At 66.8% G+C, this 19,986-nt stretch carries 20 protein-coding genes; 4 read left to right on the top strand and 16 right to left on the bottom strand.

Going from position 1 to position 19,986, the window contains the following annotated elements:
• Positions 1-36: 36 nt before the first annotated feature.
• The 6 genes from NA10_RS29855 to NA10_RS29830 are packed head-to-tail and all read right to left on the bottom strand — an operon-like array spanning position 37 to position 9,024.
• Complete coding sequence (locus NA10_RS29855) at positions 37-2,559, bottom strand: type IV secretory system conjugative DNA transfer family protein (RefSeq protein ID WP_067573895.1); 2,523 nt, start codon at positions 2,557-2,559, stop codon at positions 37-39.
• Positions 2,559-2,834 (bottom strand): hypothetical protein, encoded by a 276-nt coding sequence (locus tag NA10_RS29850; RefSeq protein WP_157556834.1) that lies wholly within the window; start codon positions 2,832-2,834, stop codon positions 2,559-2,561. The genes NA10_RS29855 and NA10_RS29850 overlap by 1 nt, the downstream gene beginning before the upstream one ends.
• A gap of 38 nt (positions 2,835-2,872) precedes the next feature.
• Positions 2,873-5,902, bottom strand: a complete 3,030-nt coding sequence (locus tag NA10_RS38320) for a PrgI family protein (RefSeq protein ID WP_067573891.1) — start codon at positions 5,900-5,902, stop codon at positions 2,873-2,875.
• The gene (locus NA10_RS29840; RefSeq protein WP_067573888.1) at positions 5,899-7,788 is read right to left on the bottom strand and encodes a TrbL/VirB6 family protein; all 1,890 of its coding nucleotides are present in this window, start codon (positions 7,786-7,788) and stop codon (positions 5,899-5,901) included. The genes NA10_RS38320 and NA10_RS29840 overlap by 4 nt, the downstream gene beginning before the upstream one ends.
• 1 nt (position 7,789) lies before the next feature.
• Positions 7,790-8,167 carry a pilin gene (locus NA10_RS29835; protein WP_245678016.1) on the bottom strand — a complete coding sequence of 126 codons (378 nt, stop codon included), beginning with the start codon at positions 8,165-8,167 and terminating at the stop codon, positions 7,790-7,792.
• Positions 8,158-9,024 (bottom strand): hypothetical protein, encoded by an 867-nt coding sequence (locus NA10_RS29830; RefSeq protein ID WP_169812669.1) that lies wholly within the window; start codon positions 9,022-9,024, stop codon positions 8,158-8,160. The genes NA10_RS29835 and NA10_RS29830 overlap by 10 nt, the downstream gene beginning before the upstream one ends.
• Positions 9,025-9,508: 484 nt before the next feature.
• Here NA10_RS29830 and NA10_RS37220 point away from each other — a divergent pair, with 484 nt between their 5' ends.
• Positions 9,509-10,159, top strand: a complete 651-nt coding sequence (locus NA10_RS37220) for a hypothetical protein (protein ID WP_157556832.1) — start codon at positions 9,509-9,511, stop codon at positions 10,157-10,159.
• A 36-nt stretch (positions 10,160-10,195) separates the two neighbouring features.
• Complete coding sequence (locus NA10_RS29820) at positions 10,196-11,092, top strand: TRM11 family SAM-dependent methyltransferase (RefSeq protein WP_084515450.1); 897 nt, start codon at positions 10,196-10,198, stop codon at positions 11,090-11,092.
• A 126-nt stretch (positions 11,093-11,218) separates the two neighbouring features.
• On the opposite strand, the gene msrA is transcribed toward NA10_RS29820, so the two are convergent.
• Together msrA and NA10_RS29810 are read right to left on the bottom strand one after the other, a co-directional pair.
• Positions 11,219-11,719, bottom strand: coding sequence for a peptide-methionine (S)-S-oxide reductase MsrA (msrA, locus tag NA10_RS29815; protein ID WP_067573879.1), 501 nt, complete (start codon positions 11,717-11,719; stop codon positions 11,219-11,221).
• A gap of 172 nt (positions 11,720-11,891) precedes the next feature.
• Positions 11,892-12,257: a VOC family protein gene (locus tag NA10_RS29810; RefSeq protein ID WP_067573877.1), complete on the bottom strand. Its 366-nt coding sequence runs from the start codon at positions 12,255-12,257 to the stop codon at positions 11,892-11,894.
• Positions 12,258-12,591: 334 nt separating this feature from the next.
• Here NA10_RS29810 and bioB point away from each other — a divergent pair, with 334 nt between their 5' ends.
• Both bioB and NA10_RS29800 read left to right on the top strand, forming a co-directional pair.
• Positions 12,592-13,656, top strand: a complete 1,065-nt coding sequence (gene bioB / locus NA10_RS29805) for a biotin synthase BioB (protein ID WP_067573875.1) — start codon at positions 12,592-12,594, stop codon at positions 13,654-13,656.
• Between the two features lie 75 nt (positions 13,657-13,731).
• Entirely contained in the window at positions 13,732-14,286 is a 555-nt protein-coding gene (locus NA10_RS29800; RefSeq protein WP_084515448.1) for a DUF4442 domain-containing protein, read from the top strand.
• A gap of 119 nt (positions 14,287-14,405) precedes the next feature.
• On the opposite strand, the gene NA10_RS39290 is transcribed toward NA10_RS29800, so the two are convergent.
• The 8 genes from NA10_RS39290 to NA10_RS37210 all read right to left on the bottom strand — a co-directional run bounded on the left by NA10_RS39290 (position 14,406) and on the right by NA10_RS37210 (position 19,893).
• Positions 14,406-16,037, bottom strand: a complete 1,632-nt coding sequence (locus NA10_RS39290; protein ID WP_218021613.1) for a tyrosine-type recombinase/integrase — start codon at positions 16,035-16,037, stop codon at positions 14,406-14,408.
• Positions 16,038-16,040: 3 nt separating this feature from the next.
• A complete protein-coding gene (locus tag NA10_RS29790) occupies positions 16,041-16,367 on the bottom strand; it encodes a helix-turn-helix domain-containing protein (protein ID WP_067573873.1) in 327 nt (108 codons plus the stop codon).
• Positions 16,368-17,441, bottom strand: a complete 1,074-nt coding sequence (locus NA10_RS29785; RefSeq protein WP_067573912.1) for a tyrosine-type recombinase/integrase — start codon at positions 17,439-17,441, stop codon at positions 16,368-16,370.
• Between the two features lie 292 nt (positions 17,442-17,733).
• Positions 17,734-18,051: a hypothetical protein gene (locus NA10_RS29780; protein ID WP_157556829.1), complete on the bottom strand. Its 318-nt coding sequence runs from the start codon at positions 18,049-18,051 to the stop codon at positions 17,734-17,736.
• Positions 18,052-18,109: 58 nt separating this feature from the next.
• Positions 18,110-18,292 carry a hypothetical protein gene (locus NA10_RS29775; RefSeq protein WP_067573868.1) on the bottom strand — a complete coding sequence of 61 codons (183 nt, stop codon included), beginning with the start codon at positions 18,290-18,292 and terminating at the stop codon, positions 18,110-18,112.
• A 479-nt stretch (positions 18,293-18,771) separates the two neighbouring features.
• Positions 18,772-19,047, bottom strand: a complete 276-nt coding sequence (locus NA10_RS37215; RefSeq protein ID WP_157556828.1) for a hypothetical protein — start codon at positions 19,045-19,047, stop codon at positions 18,772-18,774.
• Between the two features lie 292 nt (positions 19,048-19,339).
• Entirely contained in the window at positions 19,340-19,693 is a 354-nt protein-coding gene (locus NA10_RS29760; protein ID WP_157556827.1) for a hypothetical protein, read from the bottom strand.
• Positions 19,693-19,893 (bottom strand): hypothetical protein, encoded by a 201-nt coding sequence (locus NA10_RS37210; RefSeq protein ID WP_157556826.1) that lies wholly within the window; start codon positions 19,891-19,893, stop codon positions 19,693-19,695. The genes NA10_RS29760 and NA10_RS37210 overlap by 1 nt, the downstream gene beginning before the upstream one ends.
• Between the last annotated feature and the right edge of the window lie 93 nt (positions 19,894-19,986).

Below are 19,986 nucleotides of genomic sequence, written 5' to 3'. Positions count from 1 at the left end.
CCTCAGCGGCACAAGAGAATCGGGGCGGGTGCGCGGTCAGCGCAGACGTGGATCGGTTTCGGAACTCTCACCCGTCGCGGCGGCAGCTTCGGGCGCAACCGGCCGGGTGCTGATGCGGGTTCGCGCGGTGCGGCGGATGTCGGCGGCCCGGCCCGGGGCGGGATTTGGCAGAGGTCGGGTGGTGAAGGTAAACGGGGGTGCTTGCTGGCCTCCGAGCAGGATTCGGGCGGCGGCGTGGTGGACGTCGAGGTGGGTCAGGTCGTGCTCGGACAGCCACGGGCTGGTGTGTCGAGCCAGATCGCGGGCGTCTTCGGGCGAGGCAGAGAAGATCACCTTGTTGCGGGCATTGGCTGAGATCCCATCGCGCATCTCCCGCGAGAGTTGCCCGAGGTGCTGATGCGCGAGGGTCAATGACAGGCGCAGGCCGCGGGCCTCGGCGAGCATGTCTTCCACCGGTGTGGACAGATTGAGAAAGTTCTGGGCTTCGTCCAGGACCATGCTGGCGTCGGCGCGTTCGTTGATGGGGGTGATGCTGCGAGCGGTGACCGCTTGCCAGGTACGAGCCACCAGCAGTGATCCCATAAGTCGGGTGGTGTCCTCGCCGAGGGAACCTTTGGGGAGGCGAGCCAGGCAGATACCGCCGTCGTTGAGGACTTCGGCGAGGTCGACGGTGGACTCGCCGGCCGCGATCGCCGCCCGTACGAATGGCCGCAAAAGGACGGTGCGGAGTTTGTTGAGCAGTGGTCCGACGACCTGGGCGCGGGCGGAGTCGGATAGCTCGGCGTAGGCGTTCCAGAACCCGCGCAGCACCGGATCGTCCACATCGCGGGTGATGCGGTCGAGGTTGGCTTCCCCGGTCAGCAGGCGGGCGAGATCGACCAGGGTTACCGTGCCCGGTCGCGCGCACAACGTGCGTAGTCCCGCGCGCAGCAGATCGTCGGTGCGTGGTCCCCACCAGCGGGCGTAGATGCGGGAGAAGATCGTGGCCAGGTTCTCCACCGCCAAGTCCAGGCCCTCGGGGGTGGTGTCGAGCGGGTTGATACAGGGTGGGCGGGAGGTGGCGTCCGCGTCGAACAGAACAACCTTGTCCGCCAGCCGTTTCGGTAGCCGGGCCAGGATGTCGGTGACGAGATCGCCTTTGGGATCGATGACCACTTGCCCGCGCCCGGCCTCGGCATCGGCCAGAATCCAATGCGCGAGCAGGGTGGACTTACCGACACCGGTCGCGCCCAGGATATGTGTGTGATGACGGGCATCGGCCACGGTCAGAGCGACCGGTCGGCCGGTCCCGGAATCGGCGAGCCCGAGCGGTTTAGCGTGCGGGCCACCACTGGGGATAGCGGTGTCGGGGGCCAGGGCGCGTGCGCCCGCGCGGGGCAAGCCGGGCACGACCACGCTCTCGCCGGGCAGATGCGCGATCCCCGCCAGCTCCGGCACCGAGAGCAGATCCCCACGCCCCAACCAGCGCCCGGCCAATGCCGCGTTAGGTCGCCACCAGACGTAGCGGCGGCGATAGAAGTTCAGGTCGGTGCAGGAGGCGAAGACCGCTGCCGCCGCGTGCGCGCGGCCCCGCGCGATCGCCCGCGCGCGACGGTGCTGGTCGCGGTCGGCGTCGGCGGACAGCTCCACGGCGGCGGCGTAACGGATCACTGTTTCCCAGTGCCCGCCACGGGTTTTGGTGACCGCCGCACGCGTGCGGGTGGTGTCCTGCATACGGGAGAAGCGATCCACCGGCACGGGCTGGCGAGTGCGTGGTGCGCGTGTGGAAGAGCCGGGGGTGAGCAGGCCGAGGACCTCGACCGCCACGCTCGACACGATCCGCCATCCCGCGGCGAGTAGCCCGCCGGGTCGCCCGGCGAGCACGGGCCGTACCCGAGCTCCGGTGACCGGGCGCGCCAGGATCTGTACGCACACGCTCTCCCCGATGGCGAGATCGGTAGCGGCGGTGAGGATATCGCGGGCGATATCGAGGTGGTCGTAGTCGGTGCGGATCGGAAACGAGGCGGCACGCCCCAACCGCAGCCGACCAGAAGCCAGCACCTGCCGAGATCCGCTCGTGGGGCCGGGAATCGGGGGCTCGGTGTGCTCGAGGGTGCGGGTGCGTGCTCCCGGCCATGCCGAGGCCGCCGCGCGTTCGACCAATCCCGGTGGCACGCTGGCCGGTACCCACACGGCCAGGGTGATGCCGTCGTGGCCGGTGGCCCGGTACTCGAAACTCAGGTGCGGTTGCCCGAACAGTCGCCGCTTCCACCCCGGGCGCAGCAAGCCGACCAGGTGCGCCCAGAACGCTTGCGCTGCATGGGCTTGCATGGTCGGCGGGCACAAGATGACGACCTGCCGTGCCTCGCGTGCCAGCCGTGCGCGCCGCACCGCGCGCACGAGCACCGCCAGGATCAGGCTCGCGGCCACCAGGGAGGCCAGCACGGTCGCGGCGGTGGTGCCTGCCGCGGTGAGTGCGCCGGTGAGGCGTTCCAGGAGTCGGTGCGGGGCCAGCACCAACTCCTGGATCCGCTCGAGCGACGGCTCCTGAACCGGCGGTATGGGGGTAGGGGCGGACATCACGGCCTGCCTTGCGGGCGGCGGCGGGTGCCGCAGCGGTGCCGGTGAACCCCGATCCCGTCCCGGCCGTAGAACAGGTGACCGGGAACTTCGCCGGACACCACTTCCGGCGCGTGATGGCCTACATGCCAGCAGTTCTCGCGATAATGGCGGCACCGGTAGGCGTGCAGCGCGGTGCCGGGGTAGCGGCCTCGCGCGTACTGGCGGGCGATCCTGCGGGTCGCGAAACCCGCTTTGCCGCATTGCTCGCACATCCCGAGAAATCCGGTCGCCACTCGATAGTCCCGTGAGCCCTCGGGTAGCGGGGGCCTCATCACGCCGCCTCGGGCAGGTCGAGAAAGACATCGCTGTCGTCGTCGGTGCCGATGCTTTCGCTGTCCGCGATGTCGAGCACGGGACCGCTGTCCTGGTCGGGCAGGTCGATGCCGAGATCGTCGAGGTCCTCACCAATAGCGAATTGCGGTGAGGTGGTGATCAGGCTGTCCTCGAAATCCGAAGCCAGCGAGGCGAATACGGTGCGATCGGTACCCACTGCGAGCAGGCCCTGGCCGCGATCGGCTGCGAGTAGGAACCCGCGCTCACCCTCGGACAGCGCGAACGCGCCCGCGATCTCGTCAATGGCTTGGGGGGCTTGGCGTAACAAGACCTGGGTGGCGGAGTTGGCCACGATCGCCTTGCCTAGCTCGGTAGCGAGCACGTCGGCGCAGTCCTGGGTGGCCACGGTCAACCCGGCCCAATGCTTGCGCAGGCTCTTGGCGGCCCGGAACAGGAACTCCCCGCCCGCTTGCTGGCTCAGCAGCCACCATGCCTCGTCCACCACGACCAGGCGAGGGCGTCGATCACCCGGATTCGATACGCGCCGCCAGGTCGCGTCCAGTGCGAGCACGGTGCCGAGGGTTTTCAGTTCATCGGGCAGCTCGCGCAGGGAGAACACCACGAACGCGCCCTCGGGGGTGGTGGTGGTCTGCCCGTCGATCAGCCCGGCGAACGCGCCGTCGTTCACGAAGGGCGAGAGCGCCTGGGCCAACTCGACACCGACGCTGGAGCCGCCCGCGTGCAGCTGCTCGGCCAGCACTGTCAGGGTGGGGGCGGGGCGGGTCCAGGTGGCGGGGTCCTCGGTGATCCCGGCGGCGGCGTAGGTGGCGATCAACCCGGTATCCAGGACCGCCCGCTGCGCGGGGGACTGTTCGCCAATCAAGACCCGGATCATGGTGTGCAGGAACAGTTTCCGTCGAGTGAGTGCGTCGGCGGGGGCGCTGCGGCGGCCGTCCGGGCGGGTGTGTAGTTCGAGATCGAACGGGTTCAGGCGTACCCCGGGGGCTCCGAGTTGCAGGTAGGTGCCACCCACGGCACCGGCCAGGGGCCGGTATTCGTCCTCGGGGTCGATGACGATGGCCTCGATGCCGCGCATCAGCGACCGCAGGATCTCGGATTTGACGAAATAGCTTTTGCCCGAACCACTTCGGCCCAACACGACCATGTTGTGGTTATGGATGTCCTCGGCGAACCGATCCCAGAACACCAAACCCGACGCGGCGTCGCGGCCATAGAGCACGCCCTGCGGGCGATGCGCGGTCACCGGATCGGCGACCGGCAACTGCGGGGAGGTGAACGGGAACGCCGCCGCGAGCGCACCAGTATCGAAGGTGCGACCCACCTTCACCGGATCCAAACCCAGCGGCAGCGTCGCGGTCCATGCCGCCACCGCGCGGTAGGTCAGGTGGCTGGTGTCCACAAGCAGGCTCGCGGCCAGGGCACGTACCGCGGCGACTTCTTCGGCGAGTTCGGTGTCCGAGGCTGCGTGCACGCTCAGGTAGAGCCCGACCCGGAACAGGCGGCCCTCGCCGCGGGCTACGCGCGCGGACAGGTCGGCGGCGTCTTCGGCGGCGACGTCGAGCACCTCATCGGCCAGCAGCCCGTGGGCGGCGTTGTGGCGTTGGGAGGATTCCAGGCGTGCTTGCTGGCGGCGTAGCCGGTTCGCGGCGGTCACCGGATCGATCGGATCGATATGCAAGGACAAATCGACACGGCCGGGATGCGCCAGGAGCGGGGCGAGCCACCCGCCGATGACCTCGCGCGGGTACCCGGTGACCGCGAGAGTCGCAACCCAGTCCGATCCGACTTCGACGTGGCGCGCACCCACGTGCAGCGACTGCGGCGCGAACCGTGACCCGGTGCCGAATCGTGTGCGCCCCAACAGCTTCCGTCGTGAGCTCCGCTCTGCAATGACCGGGCCGGGTGTTGACTGCTCGGTGTCGGCGCTCGCGGCACTCTCGTCAATGCCGACGAATTCGGTGGTGCTGGTGGTGATGACGGCTTCGGGTGCGGCGATGTCGGCCGAGTGCGGGACCAGGCTGCCGGGGTTGGTGGCCGAGGTCAGGATTGCGGTGGCTTGGAGGTCGTCCAGGGCGGTGACTGTGATCCCGAGCGGGGCCAGCAGGTCGGTGGCCTCGGTGACGCGGCGCAGCAGTCGGGTCTCGGCGGCGCGGCGCGCGGCGGCGGAGATCTCGCGTGCGGTACGGCGGTGCGAGGGCAGCACTGTCGCGGCCAGCGTGCGCACGGAGGGTCCTGCCAGAGCGGGGGTAGTGGCGCTGTGGTGGGGTTCGCGCCATACCAGGAGCACTTGTCGGTGCAGCAGGTCGTCGGTGACCGCGAGTTCGGTCAGGAAGCGGGCGTGGTCGGCGGCGGCCTCTGCCAGCTCGGGGGACATTTCGGCGGCGGCGTTCTGCAGGGTGGTGATGCGGCCGGTCAGGTCCAGGCGGGTGGAGCGGATCAGGATCTGCACCGGTTGCCGTAGCGAGTGCAGCCAGCCACCGAGCTGCCCGACCAGGGCCGCTTGTTCGTCGGGGGTGCGCAGGGCCAGGTTGATGGTGGACGCGACCGCGACCGCCGCCACACCCTCGGTGCCGAGGTCGATGACACCGACCTCACCGGCCGCGCTGATGTGCTGCGGCAGATACGCGGTGCTGGCTGTGATCGGCTGCTGCGCACTGGTTTTCGGTGCGTTGGTGGCGTGTGTGGTGAGCCAGCGCGGGGCGGCGGTGAGCCCGTGTGGTGCGGTGACGAGGCGGTGCGGGCGTAGGCGGTGCCGTATTGCGGCGGCCAGGAGTTGGTCGCCGGAGAGGCCGTCGCGGCTGGTCAGGACCAGGCCGGTCATCAACGCACCGATTGGGACCGCTGCGGCGACGAATACCGGGGGCGGGATCAGCGCGCGGGTGAACAGCCATCCGGCGTAGAGGGTGAGTGCGGTGACCGCGAGGATGGCGAGTTGGCGGGCGGTGAATGGGCCGATCAGTTTGTCGCGGCGATCGACATCGGCGGGGATGCGGGCGGAGACGCTCATTTGGAACCCTTTCCTGGGGTACGGCGAGTACGGCGGCGTACGGGCAGATTCGGAAGCGGCAGATGCAACTGCCGCCCGGACGCGCCCGGCGCAGGCGAAGGCGGCGGCGGGGTCGCGGTGCGGGGTGGCGTGGGTTTGGGGACGCGGGGCACCGTGATCGGCAGGGGGTACTGGCCGCTGCGGGTCGGGCGGACCTTGGCGTACGGATCCGGTGCCTTGGGTGCGGGCGTCGGCGTGGGTTTGGGCGTGGGGGCGTTGTAGGTGAAGGCCAGCTGTTTGGGTTGCGGGCTCCGGGTACCGGGCAGCGGCTTGGGGACCGGTGGAGTCGGTGGCGCGGCGGGCTTGCGCACCCGCTGCACGGAAATCGGCAGCTGGTATTGCCCATTCCTGCCCAGGACCGGGGTGGGGCCGAGGTTGACGCCGTGGAATTGCGGCAGTGGCAGCATCAGTTGCTGGCCTTGGGGCGCGGCGGCCGGGATCGAGGCGGCGTGCGGGATCCGGGGCTGGGGTGCTGGCGCGGGCGGAACGCGGTGTACCCCGGACAGCGGGAGCATCAGCTGGCCGTTACCGGTGGCGCGGACCTTCGCGTACGGGTTGGCCGAGGCGGGTGCTCGGCGGCGTGTGCGCTTGGGTTTGGGGACCGGCCCGCCAGTGGCTTTGGCTTTGGCCTTGGGTGTGCGGGGTGTGGCGGCGGTTTTGCCGCTGCCTTTGAGCAGGCCCATGGTCTTGTACATGAGGAACCCGCGGATCACCGAGGACACCATCGAGCCTCGGTTGCCGATCTTGAGGACCGAGAGCAGCCAGAACGGCACTTTCAGCAGCAGCACGGCCATCGCGTTGGCGATGATGATCGAGATCATCCCGTTGGGGGTGGGGCCGAACCAGCTCCAGTTCTGGTCCAGGAACACGCGCAAACCCACGACCAGCACCAGCGATTGCACGACCTGGATGGCCAGGCACGCACCGAACGCGCGCCACCACCAGCGGGCGATCCCGTCCAGGCCGGGCAGGGCGTAGCACATCATCGCCAGCGGGGCGGCGGCCACGAGCACGACCGTGATCACCAGGCGGATCACCCAGGTGATCAGTAGCAGCGTGAGCACAATGGTCAGGGCCAGCAGCAGCACGTAGGTGAACACACCGGTGGCTGCGCCGCCATCGACTTGGGTCAGCGAGCGGAACGCCGTGAGCGTGGCATCGGGATCGATGCCCCCTCCCGGGAGCGCCACGGTCAGGGCGTTGGCGAATCGGATCGCCGTGGTCGCTATCAGCAGGCTCATCGCGCCCGCGATGAACCCGACGATCAGCCTCGGGAGCAGCTCGCGCCACCCCCACCGGGTTTGCAGGGTTTCGTGGACCATGAGCAGCACACCCGCGGCCATGACCACGAGCCCGTACATGGCCAGGACAAGCTCCCACGACGAGGACCACAACTCCCCCAGGCGCGGCAATTGGTCGGGTCGGGGCGTGGTCAGCAGATGCGTGGACAGCAGCTTGAGTACTGGGTTGAGCCCGGACTCGACCAGTCGGGCCAGGAACCCGTCGATCGCGTCGTTGACACACGCGGAGATATCGGTGACCCCGCAGTCGGACTCGGTGACCGGAACACCCGAGCCTGGGCTGTGCTGGCGCGGTTGCGGGGTCACCGGGGCCGGAACCCCGCTGGTAGTGGGCGGGGCCAACGTGGTCGGCGGGGTCGCGGGCGCGGGCGGGGCCGTGGTGGCGCGCGGGGTTGGTGCGGTCAGCGTCGGCGGTGCCGGGGTCGGGGTGGTGGGTTCGGCGATGCCGATCGCGTTGCACAGCCCGATCGCCGCTACCGCGAGCAGCACGATCAGCAGCGCCCTGGCGATCGGTGGTGCGGTACCGGCGCGGTGTCGGGAGGCCATCTCAGCCGCCCACGATCGATTTGAGGACCTCGACCACGACCGGGGCGAGCATCGCCAGCGCGTAGCCGATGCACGCGGCTTTGAGTGCGATTTTGGCGCGTTCGACCTCGCCGGGGTCGCCGGAGCTGATCAGGTAGCGGGTACCGCCGATGGTCAAGCAGACCGTGGCCAGTGCCCCGAGGATCCCGATCAACCAGTTGCGCAGATTGGTCAGCACTGTGTCGAACGAGTCGGCGACCGCGAGCACCGACACCGGTTCCGCGCTCGCCGCGCCTGTCGCGGCCAGGACGACACCGCCCGCGGCGAGTACGACCATCGCGCGGGCCAGCACGCGTCGAGTCCGGACAGAGGGGATGGTGGGGGAGTGGGCTATGCGCATCGCTTGACCTCCGGGTGAGTCGGATACGCGCAGACCCGCGAAGGTCTGGCGCACCCGGTACTGGCACCCGAAGACCGGAAAATCCCCGTGGCCCGGGAAAGCGGTTTCTCCACCCGAGGCAGGAACGCGGTCGAGTCGATCGCGGCAGCCTCGACGATGCTGGTGGATTCGGCCTCCCCGATCCGCTGCCGCAGCCAGGTCTCGAGCTGTTTCTCGGCGCGCTTGCGCCGGACATTGAGCCACTTGTAGGAATTGGCGTGCGCGGCGGCCACGCTGATCAGCGAGCGACCACTCAAGCGGGTATCAGCGATCAGCGCGGCATCGCTGGCACCGATCACCCCCTCGGCGACTGCCAGGGCCAGCAACCCTTCCGGATGGCCATCCGTGCGCGGGGCGAGCATGCTGGCTCCCTGGCGCGGGATCGGCACCGTGGTAATGGCTTCGGCCTCTTCCCACCTGCGCCCACCCCGGTAGGCAGCCCACCGCAGCGCACACCACACATGCGATCGACCCAGGTTGAGCCGCAGGATTTCTTCCACGAACCCGGCCAGTACCGCCGCCTCGGCATCGGCGCGGTCACCGTCGATCCGATACGCCAAACGCGCGGCGGTCGCGGCCAGCATCGGCACCGCCAGCCCCGCGCACACCAGCACCGCCTCATCACCCTCGCGGCGCGCCCAGCCGATCAGCGCCTTCCACACCGCATCGACGTTCATCACCTCGAACGAGACCGAGGTGTCCAGGAGCAAGCGCGCCAATCGCCCCCACGTCACCGGCCATTCGGGCAATACCGCCGCAGCCTCGTCACCCAGCGGCACCACCTCATCGGCCACGCGCTCGAACCGCGCGATCACCACCGACAACGGAAGACGAGGATCCCTGGGCACAACACAGTCGCGTGAATTCATCAGAACCAACTCCTTGCAGAAATGGAAATCGGGAAATCCGACCCAGCAAGGACAGCAAGACGAATACACGAGAAATACGCGGGAATTACCCGAACCTCACTCGAAAAGTCCACGAAAAATACACCGACCACACACCCCGAGCTCAACCGATACACCGAGCACGGCACCTGGACCGCACGAAGAAAACCTCTCTACGTGCAGTTGTGTATGTGTCGTGGACTTTTGGTGGCGTTGTCGAATGATGCCGCGTCGGCACCGGACTCACAGGAAGAAAAGATCCAAAAGAAATTCTTCAAGAATTGAGGGTATCGGCACCGGAACCTTTGACTGGATTCGGAAAAGAATTCGGGATGTGCACGGACAGGACTTTTCGACTGCGGAGACGCAGTACCGGGTGCAGGAGTTACTCCGTCCTCACGAAGGGCCGCCACCCATGACCGAATCCCACCCCACCCCCATGCCCGCCGTCCCCGCCTCGATCTGGGCCTGCGGCCCCACCGACGTGCCTGAGCCAGGCCAGCTGTGGCCGACCGAGGTGCTGCGCCGCGCGATCATCGAATTCAGCCACCCCGCAGCCCGAGTGCAACTGCTCGCGGCCACCGCGACCCATCAGCTCACCGCCCGCCGCGCCGCCACCGACCTCGCCGACACCGGCCGCGAGATCACCACCCGGGCACTGACCAACTCGCCGGCCACCCGCGGCGAGGCCGACCTCATCCTCGCCAGCCTGCTACCCGACCCCGAACACCCCTACAGCCCCGACATCCACACCCGCCTCGGGTTCGCAGCGGCCGACCAGCTGCGAGGCGGGGCGATCCTGGCCGTGCTGACCCGCTGCACACACACCCCGACCGGCATCCTGCACGACCCCACCGGAGCGGTCGTGACCGCAGCCCAAGCCGCTGACCTGCTCTATTTCGCCCACATCGTCGCCGCCCCCATCAAGAACGACACCATCGCCACACCGGAGGCGGCCGAACCACGCGAGCGCGAGCCCCGGCACCTGGTCGTCCACACCGACCTGACCGTCTTCCTGCGTCCCGAGGACCAGCACCCCGCCGCCGCGCTCGACCCTGCCGCATAACCCCAGCCGCTGCCAGCCCTGCTCGGAAGGATCGCCATGAACGCACTCCCCACCACCGCGTCCGGCCCTGAACCCGCCCTACCGGTATCGGTATGGGCGACCGGGCAACACGCCCCGGCCACCCAACGTCGGGGCCGTTACCACCCGGACGGCACCGCCCACCCCGCCAAAATGCTGCCCGCCGTCGCCGCCCACGCCATCGCCACCTACACCCGGTCCGGGGATCTGGTGCTGGACCCGATGTGCGGCACGGGCACCACGCTGGTCGAAGCTCTGCATCTGGGCCGTCGTGCGCTGGGCTGCGAATACGAAACCCGGTGGGCCGTCGTCGCTCGCGCCAATATCGACCTCGCCCGCACCGCCGGATACGACGCCGACGCTGCTGTGTACTGCGGCGACGCGCGCCGCCTCGATTCGGTTCTGCCCGCCGACTACCTCGGCATGGTGGACCTGGTGATCACCTCCCCGCCCTACGGCGACTCGACCCACGGACACGTCAAGACCAAACCCGGTGAAGGTGTGCGGAAAATCAACCACCGTTACGGGTCGTCTGCTCTCGACCGCGGGCAACTCGCCAACGTCGGCTTGGGCCGACTGCTCTCGGGATTCACGCGCGTCCTGGCCGCGAGCGCGCCCTACGTGTGCCCCGGCGGGCACCTCGTCATCACCGCCCGCCCGTGGCGACAGCACACCGAACTGATCGACCTACCCGCCCACATCCTCACCTGCGCCACCCTGGCTGGACTCGAACCGACCGAACGCTGCGTCGCACTGCTGGGGCGCCTGGCCGAGGGCGAGTTCATCGCGCGCTCAAGCTTCTTCCAACGCGATTTCGTGGTCAAGAAGCGCCAGGCGGGCCTGCCGACCCACCTCATCGCACACGAAGACGTTCTGGTGTTCCGCAAGCCACTGAACTGCTCGGGTTCGCAATAACTGAAGCATCTTTCGTGGGAACCCGAGTGATCGTCGGCTCTAGCCTGGGATGAGCGCACTCGGGTTGACGCGGAACTCGGCGAACCGCGGTGTGAGCCGACGTGGTCCGCCTGCTGCTGAACGGCTCTATCGCTTCGGCAACTTCCATCCTGGTCGCGGAAAATGGCAGGAGTCGCCTTCCGGGTTGCGTTGCAGGTAGTGCTGGTGTTCGGCAGGAGCGTCCCAGAAATCACCGGCGGGAACCAGTTCGGTGACCACCTTGCCGGGCCACAAGCCGGAGTCCTCGACATCGACGATCGTGGTCAGTGCGATGCGCTTCTGCTCGTCGTCGACATAGAAGACCACAGAACGGTAGCCCGAGCCGAGATAGCGGCCCTGCCGGTCTTGCGTTGTCGGGTCGTGGATTTGGAAGAAGAACTCGAGCATCGTCCGGTAATCGGTGAGTGTGGGATCGTAGAGGATCTCGATGGCCTCGGCGTGGCCTCGGTGGTCGCGGGGGGTCGGGCGGCCGGGTCGGCCACCGGTGTAGCCGACCCGCGTCGACACGACTCCGGGTTGTCGGTGGATCAGTTCTTGAATCCCCCAGAAGCATCCGCCGGCCAGGATCGCCTTCCGCAGTTCGGTCACGCTTTCCCCTCGACGATGGTGTCCTGAATTGATCCAATCACCAACAGCGCGGCGGCGCATCTCAACTCCGCCCGACCCCACGATTCTCGATACCGCAACGACGCGAATTGAGTTGCTGCGAAGGGCAACTCGCCCAAATCTCGGCCACTTGAGACCGTGCCAGCGTGCGCGGTCATGATGCCGGAATCGTCAGGCAAAACGGATGACCTGACGGGTCGAGCAATACGCGCCACTTCGCTGGTGCGGGCTGGGTCTGTGGCTTGCGTGCCCCGATCGCCAGTGCGGCTCCTTCCGCCTCGTCCAAGTCGTCGACGAACACGTCGAGATGAATCTGCTTGGGGATGGCATTGCCCGGCCAATCGGGTGGCCGATAGTCCAGAACTCGTTCGACGGTGACGAAGACGCCGTCGGCTTTCAAGGCGACCAGTTCCTCGGATTCGTAGACGACTTCGAGGTCGAGTAGGTCGCGGTAGAAGCGCCCGAGCATCTTGGCATCATCGCTGTCGAGCGCGATGGCCCCCAGCCTACCTATCGCCATTGCCGCCTCCTGTCAGGAATTGCCACTGTGGAACCATCACCACCATAGGCACGCATCGCCGTCGCGTGCATCTCGGCGATCCGAGATTCGCTGCACCCCAAAAATATTCGCTACGCCGTCAGCTGGGGGTGCGAAACGCGGTCTCCCCGGTCATCGATCCTTCCCTCTTGCGTTGCCGTGCAAGGTGATCCACCGACTATGGCCACGGCTGTCGAACCACGGTCTGGATCTCTTTAAGGCTGTCATCATCGACGGTGAGCGACCTGCTTGCCAGAATAATGGCTGTTCATCACCATACTTGAACAGTGTTCAATCTCGAGGTAGTTTGCCTGTCATGACGAGTGGATTGTTGAACCTATTGGTAGACAAGGCGTTACGCGGGATAGCTCCTACCCGGGCGGAAGCGCTTGCGCTGCTTGAGGGTTCGGAACCGCTGATCGACGTGATCGGCGCGGGATCTCGGGTGCGGCGTGAGTTCTTCGGGATGCGAGTCAAACTAAACACGATCATCAACATGAAAAGCGGTTTGTGTCCTGAAGATTGCGGCTATTGCTCCCAGCGCCTCGGTTCGAAATCTGAGGTACTCAAGTACTCATGGATCTCACCGGACAAGGCAGCGCAGATCGCCGACCATGCGATACGCGCGGGCGCGAAACGTGTCTGCCTCGTCGCCAGCGGGCGCGGACCCGGTGAGCGCGACCTCACTCGGGTCGAAAACACCATCGCCGCAATCAAAACCGACAATCCGAACGTCGAGATCTGCGCGTGCCTGGGTTTGCTGAGCGAGGGGCAGGCCGACCGGCTCGCCGCGGCGGGCGCGCACGCCTACAGCCACAACCTCAACACCGCTGAAGCCCGCTACTCCGACATCTGCACGACGCATACTTTCGCTGATCGTGTGGACACGCTCGCGCGCGCCAGCGCAGCGGGATTGTCGCCGTGCTCCGGGGCGATTTTCGGCATGGGTGAATCCGATGAGGACATCGTCGATGTGGCGATCGCGCTGCGCGAACTCGATCCGGATTCGGTGCCGGTGAATTTCCTGATCCCGTTCGAGGGAACCCCATTGGGCGACCGGTGGGACCTCACCCCGGAGCGCTGTCTCCGCATCCTCGCGGTGTTCCGGTTCTTCTTCCCGGACGTGGAGGTCCGGCTTGCCGGTGGTCGCGAGATCCACCTCCGCAGCCTGCAACCCCTGGCGCTGCACCTGGCCAACTCGATCTTCCTGGGCGACTACCTGACCAGCGAAGGCCAGCCCGGTGTCGACGATCGTCAGATGATCACCGATGCGGGATTCACCGTTGAAGGCTCAGATGAGCAAACACTTCCACAGCCACGCCACGACCTCGTAGCGCTCCGTCGACGGGGCGCCGGAACAGACTTACCTGCCAACGCCTGAAACGATGGGCGAAATCCCGCCGAAAGACTTAAAAGACTGTGGCTGAGGCGGGTTGATCTCCTCAGCGTGCTCAACATGGCGAGTGCCGCCACCTGCGGCAGTCGCGAACACGGTGAAATGGGCTTCACGATGAACAGAATGGGGGAATCGGTGCGGTTACCTTCGGCACGTGCGTTTCGGTATCTGATGAGCGCATATCCGCCGCTGTTGTTCGCGGGCGTGCGGGTCGAACACGTTGCCGATGATTGGACCTCGGTCCGGGTATCGCATCGAGTCCGTCCCTGGAATCGCAACATCAATGGTGCCGCCTTCGGCGGCACGCTGTACTCGATGACCGATCCGTTCTTCGGACTCATGGCACGCGGGCAGCTCGGCGAGGGCTATCGGGTCTGGAGCGCCAGATCCAGTATCGAGTTCGTCGCGCCCGGGCGCGGGATCGTCACCGCGACTATGGAACTCGACTCGGTGCAGGCGGAGGAGATTCGGCAGGCCACCAGTGACGGTGCCAAGTCGATCACCACGCACTCCACCACGATCCACGACGCCGACGGCAACGTGGTCGCTCGTGCAGCGCAGGATGTGTATGTTCGTCGGCTTCGCACCGGGATCGACGTTCGCTCCGCGCGGTGAGCACCCACAGCGCAGACCAGTGATGGCAAGGGCCTTGTGCACGGGTTCGTACCTGGCACGGTTCGCTGTGTAGCGAAGATGATCATCAACATGCAGTCTGAGGCGGGTCCGGTGCCTAATTACTCGGGTGGATTATCGGTTGTTGAGTGCGGAGGCGGTGGGCTCGCCAGTTGTCGTGCGTTGCGGGCCCATCGGATGGCAGTGGTATCGGTGATCCCGAATACCACCGCCAGGTGCAGCGGATCGGCGCCGCAGGTGATGGCTTCCTCGAGTTGCCGGTCGATGCGCAGCCGTTCCAGCGTGGCGGTGAGGCCACGTAGATTCTGCAGGAACACGCCACTGACCGCACCGGTACGCAGCGCGCTTTCCTTGCTGACGAGCAGGTGAGGATTCGCGGTGCGCGGCCAGCGGACGCGTCGGTGGTCGAGCCATTCGTGCAGCATCGTGGCGGTCAGCTCATCGAGTGGAAGGCTCCGGCCTGCCAGGACGATGCGCCGGTTTCCAAGGTCTACGTCCTCGAGCGTCAAGGCCCGGATCTGACGGGGGCGAGCCGCATAGACGGCTGCCAGCGCGACACACAGTCGCGCCGCCGTGGTGTCCGCGGCGCGCAACACGGCCGCGATCTCCTCGTCGGACAGGCGCTGCCAGATCCGTCGCTGTTTCGCGGCGTCCCGGATCCGGGCGCACGGGTCGCGGAAGATCACGTTGTTGCGCCTGGCCCACTCGAACAGGGACCGTAAGCCAACCAGGGCAATCGCTCGTGGCTCGCCACGAAGATCGGCCAAATGGGCAAGCACTTCGTTGCGGGTGATCTCGCGCAGATGGTCGTGGCAGGCCGACCACGCCAGCAGGGCTGGTCGTGCCGCGTTGAGGTAGGCCATGGCGGTGGTGGGTGCGCGGGCGCGTTGGCGGGGTCCTCCGTCGTGGAGGGTGTGGGCCCACTGTTCGACGTGGTGGGCGATGGCCGGGGCGAGGCCGTCGAGTTTGGCGGCCAGCCAGGTATCGAAGATCGGCGGTCGGTCGTCGAACAGGATCCCCATCGTGGACAAGATGTCGAGGACATGGACCAACGCGCCGCCGTGGCGGCGGATGAGCCGGTGGAAATCCGAGACCTGCACAAGGTCGCCGTCGGCATGGGTGGCCAGCAGCATGATCAGGTTCCGGTTGAGCGCTCGGCGCACCGTCGGGTCGAAGCCGTAGGTCTCGGCCGTCGTACACGCCATGTGCAGCGCCCAAGCGAGCCATGGATTATCCGGTGCGACAACCGATCTCAGATCGACGCTGGCTGGCCGGTAGGTGCGGGGCAGGCCGGTGAGCAGTGTCAGTTGCGCGCCGACGGGGTTCGGCCGGAATGCCGGTGGCGGTACCGGTTTCGGTGGACGGCCCTTGGTTCCGCGCCGCCGTGCTGTTTCGCGTGGCGGGGCGTGTGGCTGATAGTTGTCGGCCAGGAACAGTTGGTGGTAGCGGACCCGGGGGAGGTAGGGGGCGAGAACCACTCTGTCGCGGGCGTTTTCGGCTTCAGCGGCGCGATCGAGCCGTGCTTGGCACCAACACAGGCGGCAGTAGCCGTCCTTGAGTGGCACCTTCCGAAGGCAGGCCGGACAGACTCCGACACAGTCACGGTAGCGGGCAGAGAGGTTGTAGCAGGCCAGGCACACACCCTGGGCGTACATCTGCCCCCAGGCCAGGCACTCCGCGCAACTGGTCACCGAGCGCGCGATTTTCGGGTCGCCACCGTTACGAGTGACCATGGCTCATCCTGGGGGCATCGAGCGCCCGTCGCGGCGGCGCGGGATCACGCGCGGTCGAGGCTTCTCCGCTGCGGTCACCGCCTCGTCGACAGCGGAATCGGGACGGGTCACCGTGTCGGGTTCGGGAATCAGCAACTCGCCGACACCGCAGCCCAGGACTACGCAGATCACATCCAGATCTGCGAGCTTGATCGAGGCCGGCCGTCCCGACCACAGGTGCGACATCTTGCCTGCGGAGATCACCAGCCCGTGCTCGGCCAGCAACCGCTGCAAATCCGAGGCTTGCCAGATGCCGCGGTTGGCCGCCGCCAGGCGCAGGTTCCACCGCATTCACATCAGTCCTTCCAGCCGGGCAGCAGCGCGACGCTGACCGGCGACCCACGCCTCTTCGATCCGGGTGCGGTGCACGTGAACGTATTTCATCGTGGTCGCCACCCACGCGTGGCCGTACATCTCCTGGATCGAGATCAAATCCACCCCGTTCAGGTACAGCTGTGAGGCGCAGTAATGGCGCAACACGTGCGGCGACATCCGGCCCACCCACTGCGGCAGATACGCCGCCGTCGCCTCGGCCAAGCCGCTTCGTAACGCGTTGTATCCGACTCGATTTCGCGACCCATCAGTGGCGGTCCGCTCCGAGGGCAGCAGCGGGGCACCAGGGCGGGTGTAGTCGTCGTCGAACTGGCCCCACACATCCTCGATATACCAGCGCAGCAGCCGGTCGGCACCATTGAGCAGCGGTACCATCCGCTCACGCGGCCCCGACCCTCGCGACCCCTTACCGATACGGACGTGGAGCTTGCCGAAATACCCCAGCTCCCAGCGGATATCGTCCAGATCGAGATGGCGGGTCTCATTGATCCGCAACCCGATCTCGGCCATCAGCCGCGACGCGGTGTAGTTCCGCGCGGTCGGTGCGAACTTGCGGCAGGTCGCCAGCTCTTGCGCCCACCCGGCGAACAGTGTTTCGACTTCGTCGCGGTGCGGCGGGATTCGTAGCTTGGCGTCCTTGCGATCCCGCGGTCGATTCATCTCATCGATCGGGCACTCTACGACTCGGCCGGTCATGGCGTGCAACTCGACCTTGTGTCGCAACTCCAAGAACTCGAAATACACCGACAGCGCCGCCGCCCGTGCCAGTCGAGTGCCGCTGGGCACCCCGCGCAACACCTGCCCGAAGTAGACGTCCGCGTCCGGTGGCTCCATCTCCCATAACGGGTGGCCGAACCACGACCGGATCTGCTCCAGATTGCTCAGATCGCCCCGGATCGTGCCATCGGCCAACCCCGTTGCCGCACGCGCCAGCACGAACCCCGCCAGCACATCGGTCTCGAAGCGCTCCAACTCCTCGACCGAGGCGACCGGCCGGGCCGACCGCAAGTCCCGCACCGCCGCGACGCCCAACCCGCCCACCTCGCCTTCACCCAAAACGGAAGGAGTTCGGTAATCATGGGACGCCTTCAGAAATCCCGAAGCAACCTCAACACGCGGATCCGTGAGCGTCTGACGGTAAAGGCACCTGGTCTGCGGCCGGATAGCACCGCACCAATCCGATCGAACTTGAGTGATGTCGTACTCGCCTGAAACCAGCTCGGACACAGCGTGTTTCAACTGCCCCGGATTACCGATCATCCCCGGCCTGCCCGTCAGGCCGGGGATGATCGGTATCAGTGCGGGCGGTACTGCGGGCCGTGCGCTATCGCACGGCGATCACACGGGTTCGCCGGTTCCCCGCGACGACCACATGCTGACCTGCGGGCAGATGGGCGCTATTCGGAACAACGACCACCTCGACATCGGGCCGGGCGGTCGCACGGGTCAGCGCGGCCACCGCCTGCGCGTCATCGCGTGAGGCGAGATAGGTTCCACCCCAACGATATCCCTGCTCCTCGGCCCACACCCGCATCGGTGCGCCCACCGATTCAGGCGTGACACCGGGCGGAATGCGATCGCGGTTCATGTAGCCGAGCACCCGGGGCGCTGAGGGCGGGACAACCTTACGTTGGGGCAGCATGGCGAAGTCCTTCGAGCTAAGTCGAGCCGAAGCGAATAGGGGCGAAGTTGAGTGCGAATCAAGGCAAATGGAGCGCGGCGATCTGAAGGACACGGCAGGTATCGGAGTGTCCGGCATGCAGTTCGTGAAGCTGCGCAGCGCGATGGGTGCTCATGCCCAGCGGCTCGGCGGCGCACACGTATTCAGCGAGCGGGCCGTCGGCATGAACGAACAGATTGGTGCGAAAAGTGAACTCGGACATCGCGTCTCCCGCGTGGATCAGGAACCGAGGTGGGTGGCCGCTGTCACGAGAGCGCCCACGACCATGGATAGCGGCGGTCGAGCCGGGCCATGGGGCGTGCGTAACCAGCTCCGCAATCCGTGACCAGGTGTCGGCAACGCCAGGGGAATAGGGGCGAAGATCCCACGATCGGATGTGTGAACACCGACCACGACAACTGTTGAGCCGCAGTCGAATCCGGTGCGCCTTGGGTGATGAACGCCCACCGGTCCGTACCTACGGCAAACACCGGAACCGGCTCACCGGCCAATAACTCGCACGCCGCCGCCGCGAGCGCGCGCGGTGCCAGAACACCGGCGGTCTCGGAGCCGGTGTAAGCGGCGATGTGCCCGTGGAGCGGGTCGCGGAATACCTCGATCGCGAATCGCGCGCGGTACACCCCGCATCGTTGCTCGACCATGCGATCCGCCAGCGCGAGCCTCTGCTCGTCCAGACACAGCTCAGACATAAGAGGACCGGCCCTTCCCGCAGGCAGGTCCGCCTTTGTGCGGATACGGGGCGGGGCGCGGGCTACCTGCGCTGTGCCGCCCTCCGGCAGCGACCGCTGCCGAAATGCCTGCGGTGTCGAAGCCTTCGCGTTCGAGGATGAGCCGCACCGGCACCCAATCCTCGGGCAGCGCTGAGGAGGTGGGGTTCAACGCTGTAAAGGACACCAGCGCCCACACCAACCACCCTCCGACACCGATCCCGCACAGGAACATGACGAGCGCGATCATCACCGCTCTCCTTTTCGTGGATCTACCTCGGAAAACAGAGCGGACCGGCCCCGAGCTGGGCCGGTCCGCGTGGAGTGCGATATCGAAGTGCGGTTCCCGCAGGGCTCATCCCAAAGCCAGGAGCAGGGCAGCTTCGGCATCCTTGTTGTGACCCGGTCGTCCACGGTCACGGTCACGCCCAAGCTGCTGGTAGACAGCTCGGCCGCGACCTCTGCGACTTGTTCGCGACCGCCCTGAAAGTCCAAAATCAGTGCGCCGAACTCCACGTGAAGGTGCAGGATCATGCGCGCTGTCATCGGGGGCCGCCCATGCCGGGGAGAAACGCAGCGGTGACTCCCGGCGTGGAGTGACGTGGCCATCTCCCCGGCGGGTCGAGCGTCCATACATCGACGTGGTGGCGAACCACGTCCATCCATCCGGTCATGTGCAGTACCGAGGGCGCCAGTAGCGCGGTGATCCCGGACAGCTCGAAGCTGGCGAACAGCGCAGCGAAGTCGGCATCGGAGTCGGCGACCAGGATTCCGCGCAACTCGAACCCGAGCCGAGCGGCAAGATTGCTGATCCGATCAGTCTCGAGGTCTTTCGACCTGTCTGTACGAATCAGCGCGTACGCCCATGGTCGTCGCATGCGTGCAGTGCCAGCCATCACGATCCCCTGACCTTGGAGACAGGCACTGACAGCGCGTCGACCGGCCGGAAGTCGAGCATCGCTTTGCCGGTCGCTTCACACGGCGGAACTCCAAGGCAGCGGGCCAGTTCTGTCAATGGGCCGACGGCTTCGGCGAGTTGTATCGCCGCGACTGCTTGTTGAGTGGTGAGGGTGCGGCCGGGCAGCCACGACACCACCCACCCGCCTTGCCCGACCGATCGCGTTGAATGGGTCGTTTGGTCGCTGGTTATCAGCGCCCCAGCCACATGTATCGCCATCTCTACTGCTCC

It is taken from the genome of Nocardia acidivorans NBRC 108247 (assembly GCF_001625085.1).
In the GTDB taxonomy this organism is placed as follows: domain Bacteria; phylum Actinomycetota; class Actinomycetes; order Mycobacteriales; family Mycobacteriaceae; genus Nocardia; species Nocardia acidivorans.
Note: the sequence above shows the minus strand (reverse complement) of the source record. Positions and strands in the feature narration are given on the sequence as shown.